The organism is Streptomyces sp. SAT1, from assembly GCF_001654495.1.
Taxonomy (GTDB): domain Bacteria; phylum Actinomycetota; class Actinomycetes; order Streptomycetales; family Streptomycetaceae; genus Streptomyces; species Streptomyces andamanensis.
On record NZ_CP015849.1, the window covers coordinates 7,104,723 to 7,120,132 of the forward strand.

The 15,410-nt window shown below is 74.7% G+C and carries 14 protein-coding genes; 8 read left to right on the forward strand and 6 right to left on the reverse strand.

All coding sequences use genetic code 11. From position 1 onward, the window contains the following. Positions 1-114: 114 nt before the first annotated feature. The 3 genes from A8713_RS30275 (at position 115) to A8713_RS30285 (ending at position 2,339) form a co-directional block, all read left to right on the forward strand. Entirely contained in the window at positions 115-1,317 is a 1,203-nt protein-coding gene (locus tag A8713_RS30275) for a cytochrome P450 (protein WP_064536911.1), read from the forward strand. Continuing rightward, a complete protein-coding gene (locus A8713_RS30280) occupies positions 1,314-1,598 on the forward strand; it encodes a ferredoxin (protein WP_079159190.1) in 285 nt (94 codons plus the stop codon). The genes A8713_RS30275 and A8713_RS30280 overlap by 4 nt, the downstream gene beginning before the upstream one ends. Before the next feature lie 135 nt (positions 1,599-1,733). Continuing rightward, a complete protein-coding gene (locus A8713_RS30285) occupies positions 1,734-2,339 on the forward strand; it encodes a TetR/AcrR family transcriptional regulator (RefSeq protein ID WP_237305494.1) in 606 nt (201 codons plus the stop codon). Between the two features lie 22 nt (positions 2,340-2,361). Here the strand turns inward: A8713_RS30285 and A8713_RS32770 are convergent, their stop codons facing one another. The 3 genes from A8713_RS32770 to A8713_RS34755 are packed head-to-tail and all read right to left on the reverse strand — an operon-like array spanning position 2,362 to position 5,914. Further along, the gene (locus A8713_RS32770; RefSeq protein WP_237305495.1) at positions 2,362-3,855 is read right to left on the reverse strand and encodes a glycosyltransferase; all 1,494 of its coding nucleotides are present in this window, start codon (positions 3,853-3,855) and stop codon (positions 2,362-2,364) included. Continuing rightward, a complete protein-coding gene (locus A8713_RS30295; protein WP_064536913.1) occupies positions 3,852-4,670 on the reverse strand; it encodes a glycosyltransferase family 2 protein in 819 nt (272 codons plus the stop codon). Before A8713_RS30295 ends, A8713_RS32770 begins: the two co-directional genes overlap by 4 nt. A 41-nt stretch (positions 4,671-4,711) precedes the next feature. Continuing rightward, positions 4,712-5,914: a glycosyltransferase family A protein gene (locus A8713_RS34755; RefSeq protein WP_064536914.1), complete on the reverse strand. Its 1,203-nt coding sequence runs from the start codon at positions 5,912-5,914 to the stop codon at positions 4,712-4,714. Between the two features lie 569 nt (positions 5,915-6,483). Between A8713_RS34755 and A8713_RS30305 the strand changes: the two genes are divergently transcribed. From A8713_RS30305 to A8713_RS30325, 5 genes are all read left to right on the forward strand, one after another. Then, entirely contained in the window at positions 6,484-7,155 is a 672-nt protein-coding gene (locus A8713_RS30305) for an ABC transporter ATP-binding protein (RefSeq protein ID WP_064536915.1), read from the forward strand. Then, a complete protein-coding gene (locus A8713_RS30310) occupies positions 7,152-7,832 on the forward strand; it encodes a hypothetical protein (protein WP_064536916.1) in 681 nt (226 codons plus the stop codon). The genes A8713_RS30305 and A8713_RS30310 overlap by 4 nt, the downstream gene beginning before the upstream one ends. A gap of 242 nt (positions 7,833-8,074) precedes the next feature. Then, positions 8,075-9,124: a hypothetical protein gene (locus A8713_RS30315; RefSeq protein ID WP_064536917.1), complete on the forward strand. Its 1,050-nt coding sequence runs from the start codon at positions 8,075-8,077 to the stop codon at positions 9,122-9,124. A gap of 58 nt (positions 9,125-9,182) precedes the next feature. After that, a complete protein-coding gene (locus A8713_RS30320; RefSeq protein WP_064537816.1) occupies positions 9,183-9,998 on the forward strand; it encodes a geranylgeranylglyceryl/heptaprenylglyceryl phosphate synthase in 816 nt (271 codons plus the stop codon). After that, entirely contained in the window at positions 9,995-10,813 is an 819-nt protein-coding gene (locus A8713_RS30325) for a Moenomycin biosynthesis protein MoeN5 (RefSeq protein WP_079159194.1), read from the forward strand. Before A8713_RS30320 ends, A8713_RS30325 begins: the two co-directional genes overlap by 4 nt. 25 nt (positions 10,814-10,838) lie before the next feature. Here A8713_RS30325 and A8713_RS30330 read toward each other — a convergent pair whose 3' ends face one another. From A8713_RS30330 to A8713_RS30340, 3 genes are read right to left on the reverse strand one after another with little or no spacing between them, the layout of a single operon-like run. Further along, the gene (locus A8713_RS30330; RefSeq protein ID WP_064536918.1) at positions 10,839-12,431 is read right to left on the reverse strand and encodes a carbamoyltransferase C-terminal domain-containing protein; all 1,593 of its coding nucleotides are present in this window, start codon (positions 12,429-12,431) and stop codon (positions 10,839-10,841) included. Continuing rightward, entirely contained in the window at positions 12,428-13,834 is a 1,407-nt protein-coding gene (locus A8713_RS30335; RefSeq protein ID WP_237305496.1) for a hypothetical protein, read from the reverse strand. The genes A8713_RS30330 and A8713_RS30335 overlap by 4 nt, the downstream gene beginning before the upstream one ends. After that, on the reverse strand, positions 13,824-15,335 hold the full coding sequence (locus A8713_RS30340) for a B12-binding domain-containing radical SAM protein (protein WP_064536919.1): 1,512 nt from the start codon (positions 15,333-15,335) through the stop codon (positions 13,824-13,826). Before A8713_RS30340 ends, A8713_RS30335 begins: the two co-directional genes overlap by 11 nt. Between the last annotated feature and the right edge of the window lie 75 nt (positions 15,336-15,410).

Sequence of the window (15,410 nt, forward strand, 5' to 3'; positions counted from 1 at the left end):
CCCGGACCGCGTACGACCAGGCACGACAGGACGCGTACAACGGGCGGGACCACCGCCCCCGCGCCCGTGCGGAGAGCCCTTGCAGATGGTTTCCCCCACGAGAGGCGGCACCTCATGGCCATCAGCGATCCTCACCCGTTCCCCTTCCAGGAGACCGACGAACTGCTCATCGAGCCGCGCTTCGAGGAACTGCGCGAGAGCGAGCCGCTGTGCCCGGTGCGCCTGGCCCACGGCGAGCCCGCCTGGCTGGTGACCCGGTACGAGGACGTGAAGACCGTCCTGGGCGACGCCCGGTTCAGCCGGGCCGAGGCGACGGCCCGGGACGAGCCCAGGACGCGCTACCACCGCGGTCTGCCCGGCAACATCCTGGCGTTCGACCCGCCCGAGCACACCCGGCTGCGGCGGGTGGTCGCCAAGGCGTTCACCGCGCGCCGCGTCGAGGCGCTGCGGGCACGGGCCCAGACGATCTCCGACGGGCTCGTCGACGCGATGACCGGACGCGGCGCGCCCGCCGACCTGGTGGCCGACTTCGCGCTCCCGCTGCCCGTCACGGTCATCTGCGAACTGCTCGGCGTGCCCGTCGAGGACCGCACCCGGTTCCGCCTCTGGTCGGACGCCCTGCTGTCGACCACGCGCTTCACCCCCGAAGAGGTCGAGCGCTACGCCGACGAGCTGTCCGACTACATGGCCGCGCTGGTCGCCGAGCGGCGCAAGGAGCCCAGCGACGACCTGCTCGGCGTGATGGTGGCGGCGCGGGACGAGCAGGACCGGCTCTCCGAGGAGGAGCTGGTCGCCATGGGCGTCAGCGTCCTGGTCGCCGGGCACGAGACCACCGCCAGCCAGATCCCCAACTTCGTGTACACGCTGTTCGAGCACCCCGCCGAGCTGGCCCGGCTCCGCGCCGACCTGGACCTCGTGCCGCAGGCGGTGGAGGAGCTGATGCGGTTCGTGCCCCTGGGCAGCGGCGGTGTCGCCCGCTACGCCCTGGAGGACGTCGAGCTGAGCGGCGGCGTGGTGCGCGCGGGCGAACCGGTCGTCGCCTCCAACGCGTCCGCCAACCGCGACACCGCCGTCTACAGCTGTCCCGAGCGGCTCGACCTCACCCGCCAGGAGGCGTCGCACGTCGGCTTCGGCCACGGCCCCCACCACTGCCTGGGCGCCCAACTGGCGCGTATGGAGCTACAGGTGGCCCTGCGCACCCTGCTGGGACGGCTGCCCGGCCTGCGCCCGGCCGACACCGGCGAGGACTTCGTGTGGAAGACGGGCGCCGGGGTGAAGGGCCTGCAGAAGATGCTCGTGACCTGGGACCCGTCATGACCGCCCGGGACGGCCTGCGGTCGCGCGGCGCACCGGCACCGGCCCCGGGACCGGACGAGGAGGCATGGCGGGTGCGGGTCGACGAGAAGGCGTGCATGGCCACCGGCATCTGCGCGGGCGTCGCACCCGGGCGCTTCCGGATCCGCGACGGCGCCTCGCACCCGGAGGCGGAGATCACCGCGCCCGCGCCGGAACTGGTCGACGCGGCCGAGTCCTGCCCCATGGAGGCGATCCTCGTGACCGATCGCGACTCCGGTGCCCGGATCGCTCCGGAGGAGTAGCGGGCGGGAGCGCCGCGCGGCGCGGCGGCGGGCGGCACCGCCGGCCGCCGCGCCGCGCGGGTCCCGCCCGCCGGACCGCACCGGTGGCGCCCGGCGCCCGGCCGCCCGCGCCGCCGCTACGACTACGCTACGGCCATGAGCGGCGAGACGAGGGCGTCCCACCGGGAGCGCAGCAAGGCGAGACGGCGGGAGGCCATCAGGCGCTCGGGCATGCGCCTGTTCGCCGAGCAGGGCTACGACGGCACGACCATCGCCGACATCGCCGAGGCGGCCGACGTCGCACCCCGGACGGTCTCCCTGTACTTCCCCTCCAAGCACGACATCGCCCTGTCCGTGCCCGACGAGGTCGCGGCCCGGCTCACCACCGTCTTCAAGGACCGGCCCGACTCCGGGTTCCTCGACGTCGTCGACACCTGGCTGCTGGGCGAGGCCGACGCCCTGGACCCGGAACTCGTCACGCTGCTCACCGCGATGTACGAGGCCAACCCGGCGCTCCGGGCGCACGGCAGCAGCCAGATCACCGAGGCCGTACGCATCACGGGCCCCGCGCTGACCGCCGCCACCGGGCTGCCCGCCGACCACCCGATGAACGCGGTCGTCGGCGCCGCCGTGGGGGCCGCCCTCAGCCAGTACTTCGCGACCATCCTCCAGAGCGAGGACGACGGCGGCACGCACCGCCAGTTCATGGCCTGTCTGCGCGCCCTGATCGACACGGCCCGGCAGGGCGCCCCCGGCACCTGAGCAGCCGGGCCCGCCCCCGCGCTCACAGATAGGCGACCCCCTGCTCCACACTGCCCGCCAGGAAGCCCGCGAGCCGGGCGCCGTAGCGGACCCAGCGGCGGCGCAGGGCGGGGGAGCGGGCGAGGTCGGGGGAGTGCAGCAGCAGCCAGGACCAGTTCATCAGGACCGTGGCGCCGTCGCGGCGCCGGAACCCGGCGTGCCGGTAGGCGTCGTACAGACGGGCGCCGGAGCGGCCGTAGTTCCACTTCTGCCGGGCCAGGGAGGACAGTTCACCGCGCAGCCGGTAGTGCATCCGGGCGTCGGGGGCGTAGCCGAGCCGGTGGTGGGACAACCGGGCCCGCCACGACAGGTCCATGTCCTCGCCGCCGCCCACATAGTGCTCGTCCCAGCCGCCGACGGCGTCCAGCACCTCCTTCCACGCCGCGCAGTTGGCGCCGCGCGCGAAGGGCAGGAAGTCGGTCTGCGCGGTCATCGGCAGCGGCTGCTCGTCGGCGTGGGCGGGGCTGAGCAGGGCGGTGTCCAGGCTGCCGCCGATCAGCGCGGCGTCCGGCGCCGCCGCGGCCAGCGCCGCGAGCCAGCCCTCGGCGGCCACGTCGTCGGCGTCGCAGAAGGCGACCAGATCGCCGCGCGCCTCGGCGATCCCGCGGTTGCGGGCGTAGCTCTCGCCCGCCCGGTCGCGGGCGTCCACGATCCGCAGCGCGGGCAGCACCGCACGCGCCGCGCGGGCCACCTCGCGGGTGCCGTCCACCGAGCCGTTGTCGACGACGACGACCTCCCAGGGCCCTTGGTACGTCTGGCGGCCGAGGGCGTCCAGCTGGGCGGGGAGTGTGAGCGCGCCGTCGCGCACCGGGAGCACGACCGAGACCAGTTCGGGGCGGCGGCCCGGCCGGGGCGGCTCGATGTCCGCTTCGGCGGCGCGCGCGGCCGGGGACAGTGCGCGCAGGACGTCGGCGCGCGCGGCACGGGCCGCGGCACCCGTGGCCGCGCCCTCGCCGGTGCGGCGGCGCACCAGCAGCCGGGGCACGGTGACCCTCGTGTACCGGCCGCCGCCGCGCACCGCCCCGTCCGACTCGCCGAGCAGGGCGCGGCGCACCGCGTAGGCGACATCGGCCCCGCCCGGCACGTCCGGCGGCAGCGCGATGCCGTCGATCAGACCGCTCTCCCGCAGCCGCAGCACACCGCACTCGATCAGGGCCGCGTCCTCGGCCGCCGCCCGCGCCAGATGCTCCAGCCAGCCCGGCAGCACCTCGTCCCGGCCCTGGAGGAACGCCACGTACGGTGTGCGCGCCGCGCGGGCCGCCGCCGTACAGGCGTCGCCCGCCGCACCGGGGGCCGCGCGGACCGGGCGCACCTCGCCCTTTTCCGGCTCCGGGCCGCCCCCGGTGACCAGGACGACCGCGGCGGGCGGCGGCGACTGCCGGGCCACGGACCGCAGGGCGGGCTCGGCGTCGCCCTCGGGCGCCGCCACGACCACGGTGAAGTCCGCCGCGCTCACGGTGCTCGTCCGTGTGCTCATCCGGCCGGTGCCACCGGGTGCAGGGTGAACTCGACGTCGTTGGGCGGGGCGACCAGCAGCGGCAGCAGTTCCTCGCGGGTGCGGGCGGCGCGGCGGCGGGCCTCCTGCGCGTTCATGGCCTCGGTGTAGGCCCGGCGCCGCGCGGAGCCGAACCCGGTGTCCGGCGCCTGGGTCAGGGAGTCGGGCCAGATCCGGTAGCGGTACAGGACACGGCGCACGCTGCGCAGCCGGAACAGCCGGGCCGCCCGGAGATGGAAGTCGGTGTCGGCGCCCAGCCGCACGGTGCCGTCGAAGCCGCCGAGCCGTTCGAGTACCTCGCGGCGCACCACGCTGGAGGGGTGCAGCAGGACGGTCGAGCGGCCCAGCCGCAGCCACAGGTTGCCGTTGCGGGGCATCCGGCGCCGCCCCGAGCCGTGTCCCTCGGCGTCGATGTACTCGTAGGCGCAGCCGACCAGGTCGGCCCGGTCCCGTTCCAGCAGGGCCAGTTGGTGGCGCAGCCGGTCCGGCATGCTGATGTCGTCGGCGTCCTGGAAGGCCACGTAGGGGGTGTCCACCCGGCGCAGCACCTCGTTCTTCAGGCGCAGATGCCCGACGTTGCGGGAGGCGCGCAGGACGTGGAGGCGGGGGTCGCCGGTGTACGGGCGCAGCGCCTCGGTCCAGCTCTCGCCGGGCGTGCAGTCGTCGACCACGACCAGCCGCAGATCGGGCCGGTCCTGGCCGAGGACCGAGGCGACGGCGGCGCCCAGATAGGCCGCGCAGTCGTAGTGCGGCAGGATGACGGTCACCGCCGGATCCCCCTGTGCCGTTGCCCGCACCGCAGTCTCCTTCCCGGGCCGCGCCGCGCGGCCGTGCTGTGTCAGTGCCCGGCCGCCGGTACGGCCCCGGGCCGCCCCTCGGCCGCCGGGCTGCGGAAGTCGCCGTCGTCGCCCCACGGCACGTGCCGCAGCGGGCGGCCCAGGGCGCCGCGGACGGCCAGGCCCGCGGCGACCGAGCAGAACCAGGCCGCCTGCACCGCCTTGACGGCCCACCGCTTGGCGCCCCGCACCCGTCCGCCGGAGCCGTCCCAGGGCGCCAGCGGCCACAGGCCGTGGAAGAGGACCTCGGTGAGGTAGACGCGGGCGGCGGGCCACGGGTGGTCGGCCGTGCAGGTCACATGGCTGTACAGGGAGCGGCGCAGCCGCCGCAGCGTGTCGTGGGCGCGGCCCACCCGGTAGAAGGAGCCCCGCGCCTCGGGCAGCACCTCCAGGTCGTGCCACGGATCGGGCGCGGCCGGGTCCAGGAGGGCGAAGAGCACATGGCCGTCGTCCGCGAGCCGGCGGGCCGGGATGCCCCCGGCCAGGACGCCGGCGGCCACGAGCATGCAGGCCGCCGCCGGATACGGCGCGGGCGGCGCCGTCACCCGGGAGACGCGGTCCATGGTGAGGGCGGCGGCCGAGGCGCGCGGCAGGGCGGACAGGTGCGCGCCGACGGCGCCGGTGGCGCCGCGCTCCAGGAAGCGGTCGACGAGCCGGACCAGACACCCCGGCGCCAGCCGTACGTCGTCGTCGGTCCACAGCCAGCCCGTGTGCCCCAGCGGCCGGGCCAGCCGCAGCGCCGCGTTGACGGTGCGGATCTTCCCGGGACCCGGCAGCGCGAAGCCGACCACGTCCGGCGGGGCGGGCGCGGTCGCGTCCGCCCGCACGGCCCCGGTCTCGTCCCCGGCCCCGGGGCCGGTCAGCTCGCGCAACCGGCGCACGGCCTCGGCCAGTTCTCCCGGGCCGTACTGCATCCCGAGCCAGAGCGTCAGCGGCAGCTCCGGGCGGGCCGCGCGGACTTCGGCGAGCGCGGCCAGCAAGTGCCGCAGCGCCGTGCGCTGTTCGTCCGGGCCGCAGCGGGCGACATAGGTGGGCAGCAGCACCCCGAGCCCGCCGGCGGGCAGCGCGGCCGGCGCCTCGGGACCGGGCAGCACCCGGCCGCCGCGCACCAGCGCCACCGGCCCGTCGGGCGCGGGCACGGGATCGAATCCGCGGGCCACCGCACGCTGCCACCACAGGCGGCCGTCCTCGATGCCCCCAGGCATACCCGTCCCTTCGCCGGATCCACGTCCCGCCGGGCGAGAAGGAGTGGATTTCACGACCGCCGCACCACGCGGGGAATACGGCGGATTTCGCCGGGGCGACGGGCGTACGCTAACCAGCGCCGCCGACTGATCACAAGAGCGGGTGTCCCGCGCACTCCGGCGGGAGGTGCTCTGGCCGAAATGGCCGTGGTGCGGTTGTGTGCGTCCGGTGAATTCGCCGGACAGCCGCCGGAACACCCGGCGGACCCCTGGCCGAATTCCATGGGACGGCCGACGGAAATGCAGGGAACGGATCAAGAGAACGACCGAAAAAGGCCCGGATGATTTTTACCCGGGGCACGCGATACGGGGGACGAAGAAGTGGCGCGTGGGTACGGCGGAGGCCGCGGCGGCGGACCTGTTCGCCCGGTTCCGGCGCCCCTGCGGCGGGCCGGAGGGGCCGGGTGCGGCACACTGGCCGTCCGGCATCCGGCGGCCCGGTCCCGGCCGGCCGCGGGCCCCGCAACCACCAGCACACAGGCCCGAGTTCCGCGCCACGCGCCGCGGGCGACGGCAGGAGGGTGACATCCATGGAGTACGCACCGAGCGCCGCACAGCGGTTAGCGGGCGCGTCCGGCGACGCCGGACGCGACGTCCTGCTGCACGCGCGCGGCATCGTGAAGCGCTACGGCCGCCGCAGCGTCCTGGACGGCGTCGATCTGGCGGTCCGGGCCGGCGAGGTCGCGGCGGTCGTCGGCAGCAACGGGGCGGGCAAGTCCACGCTGCTGAAGATCTGCGCCGGACTCGTCCGTCCGGACAAGGGACGGGTCACCGTCGCGGGACGGCTCGGCTACTGCCCGCAGGACGCCGGTGTCATGGACTTCCTCACACCGCGCGAGCACTTCACCCTCTTCGGCGCGGGCGCCGCGATGAGCCGCCCCGACGCCGACCGGCGCGGCCGCGAACTCGCCGCCCGGCTGGACTGGCCGGTGGCCCGCACCACCCTCGCCAAGGACCTCTCCGGCGGCACCCGGCAGAAACTCAACGTCGTCCTGTCCGCGCTCGCCGACCCCGAGGTCCTGCTGCTCGACGAGCCCTACCAGGGCTTCGACCGCGGCTCCTACGTCGACTTCTGGCAGAACGTGTGGCGCTGGCGCGAGGAGGGCCGGGCGGTCGTCGTCGTCACCCACCTGCTCCACCAGCTCGACCAGGTCGACCACGTCCTGGACCTCACCCCCGCGACCCGGGGGGCCCGCCGGTGATCCGCACCCTGCGCATGGCCGAGATGACGCTGCGCGAACTGCTGCGCCGCCGCGGCGTCCTGGGGCTGCTCCTGCTGGTGCCGCTGGTGTTCTACCTCGGCCGGCACGACCAGGCCGGGCAGGCCATCCGGTTCGCCAGCCTCGGCGTCGGCTTCGCCGTCAGCACCGCCGCCCTGTTCTCGGCGGTGACCGGCCGTCAGCTCGCCCCCCGCCTCGCCCTGTCCGGCTTCCGGCCCCGCCACCTCTTCCTGGGCCGCACCCTCGCGCTGACCGTCGCCGGACTGCTCGTCTCCGCGCTGTACGCCGTCGTCGTGACCACCGACCAGCACGTGGCGCACCCGCAGGCCGTGGCCGCCGAACTGGCCCTGACCACCCTGGTCGCGGTCCCGCTCGGACTGCTGCTCGGCCTGGCCGTGCCCCGGGACCTGGAAGGGACCCTGCTGCTGATCTGCGTCATCGGCGCCCAGATGGTGATCGACCCGGCCAAGAGCTCAGCGAAGGCGCTGCCCTTCTGGTCCACCCGGGAGATCATCACCTACGCCGTGGACGGCGCGGCCGACGGCTCCCTCACCTCCGGAACCGTGCACGCCCTCGTCGTGGCGGCGCTGCTCGCGGTGGCGAGCGGCACGGTGATGTCCGTACGACTGCGCAGGCGCGCCCACATGCAATTCGTGTGAAGACCCCGCGCGCGGTGTTCACCTCGGCGGTGCCGGGCCGGTACGCTCCCGGCCCGGCACCGCCGGTGCGTTTCCGCCCGGGAAAATCCGGCCCTACCTCGACCAAACGAACGCGTGTAGGATCGGGAAATCCTCCGGCCGCCGCCGCATGAGCGCGCGCCGGCTCGGTGGCCCGGCTCGTCGCCTCTCCGCGGAAAGGAGAGTACGTGAACGGCGCTCAGCGATTACCTCTCGATGAACCGGTGCGGCAGGCCCTGTCGGCGGCCACCGAATTCCTCCGGTCGGCCCGCGACGAGAACGGCTGGTGGAACGACTACGAAGTCCGCGGCCCCGGACAATTCTGGGCCACCGCCTTCGTCGGCGCCTCACTGGCGGAATTGCCCGAAGGACCCGCACGCGAGGCGGCGGCCGGGGCGTGGCGGCTGCTGCGCGGCTCCCGCGGCCCCTCGGACGGCTGGGGCTACTGCCCGAAGGTGCCCGGCGACGCCGACATCACCTCCTGGGTCCTGCGCCTGGCCGAGGCGCTCGGCGAGGACGACGACCCCCGCGCTGCTGAGGGGTACCGCTTCGTGGCCGCCCACCGCCAGCCCGACGACGGCGTCTCCAGCTATCTGCCCGAGATCGCCCAGCCCTTCCTGGAACGCGTGGCGCCCCGCTGGGACGCCTGGTACGCGAGCCACCCCTGTGTGACCGCCGCGGCCGCCGGACTGCGCGGACTGCCGGTGCGCGAACGGCTCCTGGACCGGCTCCGCCGCATCCAGCGCCCCGACGGCGCCTGGCCCGCCTACTGGTGGCCCGACCGCGAGTACCCCACGGCCCTGGCCGCCGAGGCGCTCACCGCCGGCCGGCCCCGACCGCCCAGCCCCTACGCACGCCACGCCGCCCGCTGGGCCGCGCGGCGCATCGGCCCGGACGGCGCCGTGCGCACCGCGCAGGAACCCCGGGGCTCCGCCTTCGCCACCGCCTTCGCGCTGCGCGCCGTCACCGCCGGGGCCGGGGCCGCGACGGCGGAGGCCGGACACCGGGCGGTGGAGTACCTGACGGCGAGCCAGAGAGCGGACGGCAGTTGGCGGCCCTCCGCCTGGTGCCGGGTCCCCGGCCCCACCGAACGCGACCCCGACGCACGCGAGCGCTGGGAGCGCGGCCGCCGCGGCAAGGCCGCCCTCGGCTCCCTGGTCCTGGACAACAACGCGCTCTACACCACCGCGTCCGTCGTCGCCGCACTGGCCAGAGCCGGTGCCGCCGTCGCCCCGCCGGCCCCGCGGCGGCCGGACCACGCGCCCCGCGCGTGACGGCGCCGGGCGCACCCGGCGACCGGACCCACGACCGGACGACAAGGGGGTAAGGCCGGTGAACACCACACCGCATCCGGTCCCGCACGACACCGTCCGCACGGCGCCACCACTGCTCGGCCCGGGGGACGTCCTCACCCGGCTGCGCGGTCACGCCCGCGGACCGGTGCACATCATCGACCCGTTCAAGGTGCCCCAGGAGGAGGCCGTGGAGAAGGCCAAGGTCCTCGACGACCTGGGCTTTCCCGCCCTCATCCTGGCCAGCACCGACTACGAGTCCTTCGAGACCCGTATGGACCCCTACATCGCGGCGATCAAGGAGGCCAGCTCCCTTCCGGTGCTGCTGCACTTCCCGCCGCGCAAGGGCCTCGGCTTCCCGCTGGCCCGCGGCGCCGACGCCGTGCTGCTCCCGGCTCTGCTCGGCTCCCGCGACGACTACTACGTCTGGAAGAGCTGCCTGGAGACCGTCGCCGCCCTGCCCGGCCGGGCGGAGCGCGCCGACTGGCCCGAACTGCTGCTCACCGTCGCCCTCACCTTCGGCGAGGACCGCAGGACCGGCGACCTGCTCGGCACCGTGCCGGTCGCCACCGCGGGCACCGAGCAGATCGACCGGCACATCGCGGTCACCCGCAGCTTCGGCTTCCACCTGGTCTACCTGTACTCGCGCCACGCACGGGTGCCGGCCGAGGTGGTACGCCGCTTCCGCGACCGGCTCGACCCCGGCCAGATCCTCTTCGTCAGCGGCAACGTCCGCCGCCGCGAACAGGTCGACGCCTATCTGGAGGCGGGCGCCGACTACGTGGGCTTCGCCGGGGCGCTGGAACACCTCGACTGGCGCACCACCCTCACCGAGATGGCGGGAGGCACCCGGTGACCCTGGCCCTGCCGGACACGTACACCACCGCCATGCTCGCCACCGAGTCCGCCAACCGCGACCATGTGACGGACTTCGTCGCCCGCAACGGCGGATCGCCCGGACTCGTCGCCCACACCGCCGCGTTGCGGCTCTATCTGCGGGTGCCGCACTTCCTGACCGAGTGGATCGGCGACCCGGCGCTGCGCGCCCGGGTCGCCCGCGCCCTCGTGTCGGACATCGTCGCCATGAAGCTGCTCGACGACCTCATGGACGACGACACCGGACTGAACCGCGTCGAACTCGCCTGCCTGTGCCTGCACCTGCATCTGACGGCGGTGCGGGAGATGTGCGCCCTCGCCGAGGACCCCCGGTCCGTCACCGACCTCCTGGAGCACGACTTCACCACCGTGTGCACCGGCCAGATCCGCGTCAAGAGCCACCACGCCCGCGACCTCGACGGCTGGCGGGCCGGTGCCAGTACCTACGGGGCGTCCTTCCTCGGCTGCTACGGGTCGCTGGCCGCGATCTGCGGCCGGGCGACCGGGTCGGTGGGCCCCGCCCGCCGCTTCGCCGAGGCGTTCGGCACGATCATCACCATCGCCGACGACCTCACCGACTACGACCGCAACGGCGAACGGGCCGGGAACCTCGGACACCTGATGCGCACCGGCGCCGTCCCCGCCGCCGAAGTCGCCGCGCTGCTCGGGCAGTTGCGGGCCGACGCCCTGGACGCGGTGCGGGAACAGCCGGCCGCCCTCGGTCTGGAGGCGGTGACCGAGCTGTACACCACCGACGTCCTGGACCGGCTGCTCCCCCTGCACACGGCGCCCTGACGGCGGTGCGCGGCGCGGCGACGGCCTACCGGGATCCGTCCCGGTGGGCCATCACCTCGTCGAAGACATACAGATCGACGCCGCTGTCCGCGAAGTCCTCCAGCACCTGCGCCGCCGTGTGCGCGATGGCCCGGCCGGGCCCGTTCAGGGACGTGTTGATCAGCGCGGGCACCCCGGTGGCGGCCTCGAAGGCGGCGAGCAGCCCGTGCAGCCGCCGCTCGCCCGGCCCCAGGGTCTGGACGCGGCAGGTGCCGTTGACATGCCGGGCCTCGGGCGCGGTCCCCTCCGGCAGCGGATACTCGAACAGCATGTACGGCGAGGGGTGGGCGTCCGGGAACAGCTCGGCGAAGCGCTCCTCGCGCATCACCGCGCCCAGCGGCCGGTACCACTCCCGCCGCTTCAGCTCCTCGCTCATCCGCTTGCGCATCCCGGGCACGGCCGGACTGCCCAGCAGGGAGCGGTGTCCGAGCGCGCGCGGCCCCAGTTCGGCGGCGCCCTGCGTGTACGCCACCACACCGCCCTCCGCCAGCACCCGCACCACGGCCCCGGCGTCGTACTCCCGGGGTGTCAGACCCGCGGCGCCCAGCGCGTCCAGGACATCGGAGCGGGCTTCGCCGGTGCCGTTGCCGTAGACGCCGATCGGGTCCGGCCGCTGCCCGAGCACATAGGTGAGCGCGTACACCCCGGCCCCCGCCAGATGGCCCGCGTCGCCGCAGGCGGGCGGGATGGCGAGGTCCCGCCCGAAGGAGGTGCGCAGCGCCGAGTTGGCGACGATGTTCAGGGCGCAGCCACCGCCCAGCGCCAGCGGGCCGACGCCGGTCGCGGTACGGGTGGCGTACCGGTCCAGGACCGCGTGCACGGCCTCGGTGAACAACTCCTGGAAGGTGGCCACCACATGGGCGGCCGTCTCGAACTCCGGGGCGAACTCGGGCCGCAGCGCGAGCCGGGCCCGTACCTCCTCGGCCAGGCCCAGATCGTGCATCACGCGCGGGTCGACGGCCGCCAACTGCTCGCGCACGGCCGGATCGGGACTGCCGTAGCCGCCCAGCGCCATCACCTTGCCGGCCACGCTCGGGCTCTTGCCGAAGCCCAGCAGATGGCCGATGGCCGTCCAGCCGAAGCCGTTGCCGTACCAGGGCAGCGGATCCTTGGCGACCCAGGTCAGTCGGGTGCCGTCCACCCGGAACAGGGAGCTGCGGGTCAGCTGGCCGCGGCCCTCGTTGACCAGGACCAGGGTGCCGTCCTCGTGCCCGGCGTAGTGCGCGGCCAGCGCGGCGTGCGACACCTCGTGGGTGACGACCACGCACTCCACCCGCCGCCCCAGCAGATCGCACACCGTGCGGTGGTGCGGCGCCCCCGCGCCGATGCGCCGCATCGCCTCGTCCAGGTCGGGGATCTTCAGCAGCGCGCTGCGCACCGGTGTGCTCACCGCGACCAGTGCGATCCCGTCCGCGTCCACACCCGGCTGGGACAGCACATGGCGCAGGGCGATGTCGCTGCGGTGGTCGTGCTTGACCCGGGTGAGCCGTTCGGTCTCGACGGCGAACGCGAGCCGGCCGTCCTCGAAGTAGCCGACGCCGGTGTCATGACCGGCGGAGTGCAGGGACAGTACCTTCATCGGCGCTCCTGGTCAGCGGGGGAGGGGGTGCGGACCGCCGAGTACGGGGCCCACTCGATGCGGCGCAGCGGCCGGCCGGCCAGCCCGCGCAGGTACAGTTCGGCGCCCACGCCCGCGAACCACGCGAAGTACAGCCACTTGATGGCCGCCTTGCGCACGCCGTGCCGCAGCCCGCGGGAACCGTCGAAGGCGGTCAGCGGCCACAGTCCGGAGAACAGGACGTGCCGGAAGTAGTACCGGGCCACCGGCAGCGGCCAGTCGGCGAGGTCCACGAGGTGGTTGAGCAGCAGCCGGCGGATCCGGCGGCGGGTCTCGCCCGCCGGCCCGGCGACGAAGTAGTGGCAGCGGGCGTCCGGCACCAGCCGCAGCCGGGCCAGCGGATCGGGCAGGTCCGGGTCGAGCAGGCGGAAGCAGACGTAGCCGTCGTCGGAGACATAGCGGCCCGGCAGACCGCCGGACACCACGTCGGTGGCGACCAGGATGCAGCAGCCGTGCGGGTAGGCGGTCGCGGGCGCCGCGACGGCCTTGGCGCGGGCCAGCAGCCGCGAGGTGGCGAACTCCTTGGTGTGCGGCACCTTCGTGGCGCCCATCGCGCCCCGGCAGCCGACCGCCAGGAAGTCGCGCACCAGCCGGGCCAGACAGCCCTCGGCGAGCGTCACGTCGTCGTCGACCCAGCCCACGCCCACGCAGCCGAGCGCCTCGGCCACCTCGATCGCGGCGTTGAGCGTACGCGGCTTGCCCGGTCCGGGCAGCGAGAGACCGCACACCGGCAGCCGGGGCAGCCGGTCCCGGGCCCGGCCCACCAGCGTCCGCAGCCGCCGCAGCGCCTCACGTTCCTCCTCGGCGCAGGACCACTGCATGCCCACGAAGAGCGCGAACGGCGCCTCGGGGTGCGCCGCGCCGGCCTTCGCGAGCTGGTCGAGCAGGGCGTCGAGCCGCTCCTCCTGCTCGGCGAGCGTCCCCCGTGCCACGTACGTCGGCGCGACCAGCGCCAGCGCGGGCAGCACCTCGCGGCCCAACGCGGCGGCCGCGGCCCGTACTTCGTCCGTGGCCGCGACGGCGCGCCCGGCCCCGTCCGGCGTACCGGCCCCGTCCGGCGCACCGGACCCGTCCCGCCCGTCCCGCCCGCCGGGCCCCTCCGGTCCGTCCCGGTCCTCCCGGATGTCGCGACCCTCCTGGCCGTACCGCTCGTCCCGGCCGCCGTCGTCGTCCGGCAGGACGTGCCGGACCGGCACGGCCCAGGACGGCGGCGGGCGGAAGCCGCGGGCCATGGCGCGGCGCGGATGGCGCAGCCACCAGGGTTCGGCGCGGCGGGCCGGGGAGCGGGCGGGCAGCGGTGCGTTGAGGCGGGGCGGCGGGCCCGGACGGGGGCGGGTGTCCGGGCCCGGCGCGTCAGAAGTCACGGTCGGTGTTGGAGGTCGACCGGGCCAGGCTGCGCAGGCCGTCCAGGGTGTTGCGCCACTGGCCGGTCGCGGCCATGTGGCCCAGCAGCGGCTTCACCATGGTGCGGCGCAGGAAGAACGCCCGGTAGGCGGCCTGGGCCCGGTGCTGGGCGTCGGGCACCAGATAGCCGATCCGGCTGTCGAACTCGCCCCGCACGAACTTGTCCCAGTAGTCCTTCGGGATCCGGCCCGCGGCCACCGACTCGGTGTGCAGCGGGGTCCCGGGCAGCGGGGTCGCCGTGTAGAAGCTCGCGTAGTCCAGCGGGATCCGGCAGGCCAGGTCGATGGTGCGGCGGAACTGCTCCCGGCTCTCGTCGAGCCAGCCCACGATGAAGTAGCCGAACCCCTTGATCCCGGCCTCGTGCGCCGAGGTGACGGCCTTCTCGATCTTGGCGATGTCGCTCTCCTTGCGCATCCGCCGCAGGATCTCCGGGTCGCCGTGCTCGATGCCGAACCGCAGCCTCACGCACCCCGCCCCGGCCATCGCCTTGAGCAGCGGCTCGGGCACCAGGTCCACGCGGGTGGGCGCCTCCCAGCGCACCTTCAGGCCCTGTTCGCCGATGAGCGCGCAGATCTCCCGGACCCGGCCGCGGTGCAGGGTGAACACGTCGTCGTAGAACATGATCTCCTTCACCCCCCAGCGCTTCTTCAGCTCGGTCATCTCCCCGACCACGTCCTCGGGGCTGCGGTACATCGACTTCTTGTCGACGGCCTGCTTGAAGCAGAAGCTGCATTTGAAGGGGCAGCCGCGGCTGGAGATCATCGTGGCGAACGGCCGGGGCGCCATGATCGAGTAGTAGCGGTCCATGGGCAGTCCGCCGCGCTCCGGCCAGCCGACCTCCTCCAGGTTCACCATGGGCGCCGCGCCGCCGTCGCTCTCGCGGCTCACCAGACCGCGGATGCCGTCGGGCCTGTCGCCCTGCTCCAGCGCCTCGGCCAGCTCGGGCATGATCGTGATGCCCTCGCCGACACCGACGTAGTCGATGCAGTCGTGGTGCAGGTTCTCGCGCGCGTAGACCTCGGTGTGCGGGCCGCCGAGGATCACTTTGGCGCCGGTGCTCTTGGCCACCTGGCACGCCTCGACGGCGCCGGGCAGTCCGGGCGTGGTGGTGCTGACGCCGACCAGGTCGGGTGCGAAGTCGGCGAGCAGCCGGCGCAGTCCCTCGGCGTCCAGCCCGAGGGCCGGGGTGTCGACCTGGATGACGTTGTGGAAGCCGGCCGTCTTCAGCGCGGTGTGGATGTAGCCGAGCCCGAGGTGCGGCAGCACCCCGGCCCGCTTCTGGATCTGGGTGATCTGACGGGTGTTCAGGCACAGGTCGTGGTGGCGGACCAGGGCGATGCGCAGACCGCGACGGCGCCAGCGGGGCAGTCCGGGACGGGCCGCCGGTGCCGTCGCGGCGGTCGAACAGCTGCCCGACCCCGCTGTCGGACCGGTGCTGATGACGGGCAGTGTCTTCCGCATGGTGTCCCCTCCTTCGGGGGTCGTGCCGGACCGGCCGGTGTGGATCACCGGCGCGTCCGCTCGGCGAGCGCGGTG

Excerpts from the sequence above, each read along its gene's own strand:
- A8713_RS34755 (WP_064536914.1), bottom strand. The coding sequence starts at position 5,914 with ATGCCTGGGGGCATCGAGGACGGCCGCCTGTGGTGGCAGCGTGCGGTG.
- A8713_RS30275 (WP_064536911.1), top strand. The coding sequence starts at position 115 with ATGGCCATCAGCGATCCTCACCCGTTCCCCTTCCAGGAGACCGACGAA.
- A8713_RS30280 (WP_079159190.1), top strand. The coding sequence starts at position 1,314 with ATGACCGCCCGGGACGGCCTGCGGTCGCGCGGCGCACCGGCACCGGCC.
- A8713_RS30285 (WP_237305494.1), top strand. The coding sequence starts at position 1,734 with ATGAGCGGCGAGACGAGGGCGTCCCACCGGGAGCGCAGCAAGGCGAGA.
- A8713_RS30330 (WP_064536918.1), bottom strand. The coding sequence starts at position 12,431 with ATGAAGGTACTGTCCCTGCACTCCGCCGGTCATGACACCGGCGTCGGC.
- A8713_RS32770 (WP_237305495.1), bottom strand. The coding sequence starts at position 3,855 with ATGAGCACACGGACGAGCACCGTGAGCGCGGCGGACTTCACCGTGGTC.
- A8713_RS30340 (WP_064536919.1), bottom strand. The coding sequence starts at position 15,335 with ATGCGGAAGACACTGCCCGTCATCAGCACCGGTCCGACAGCGGGGTCG.
- A8713_RS30305 (WP_064536915.1), top strand. The coding sequence starts at position 6,484 with ATGGAGTACGCACCGAGCGCCGCACAGCGGTTAGCGGGCGCGTCCGGC.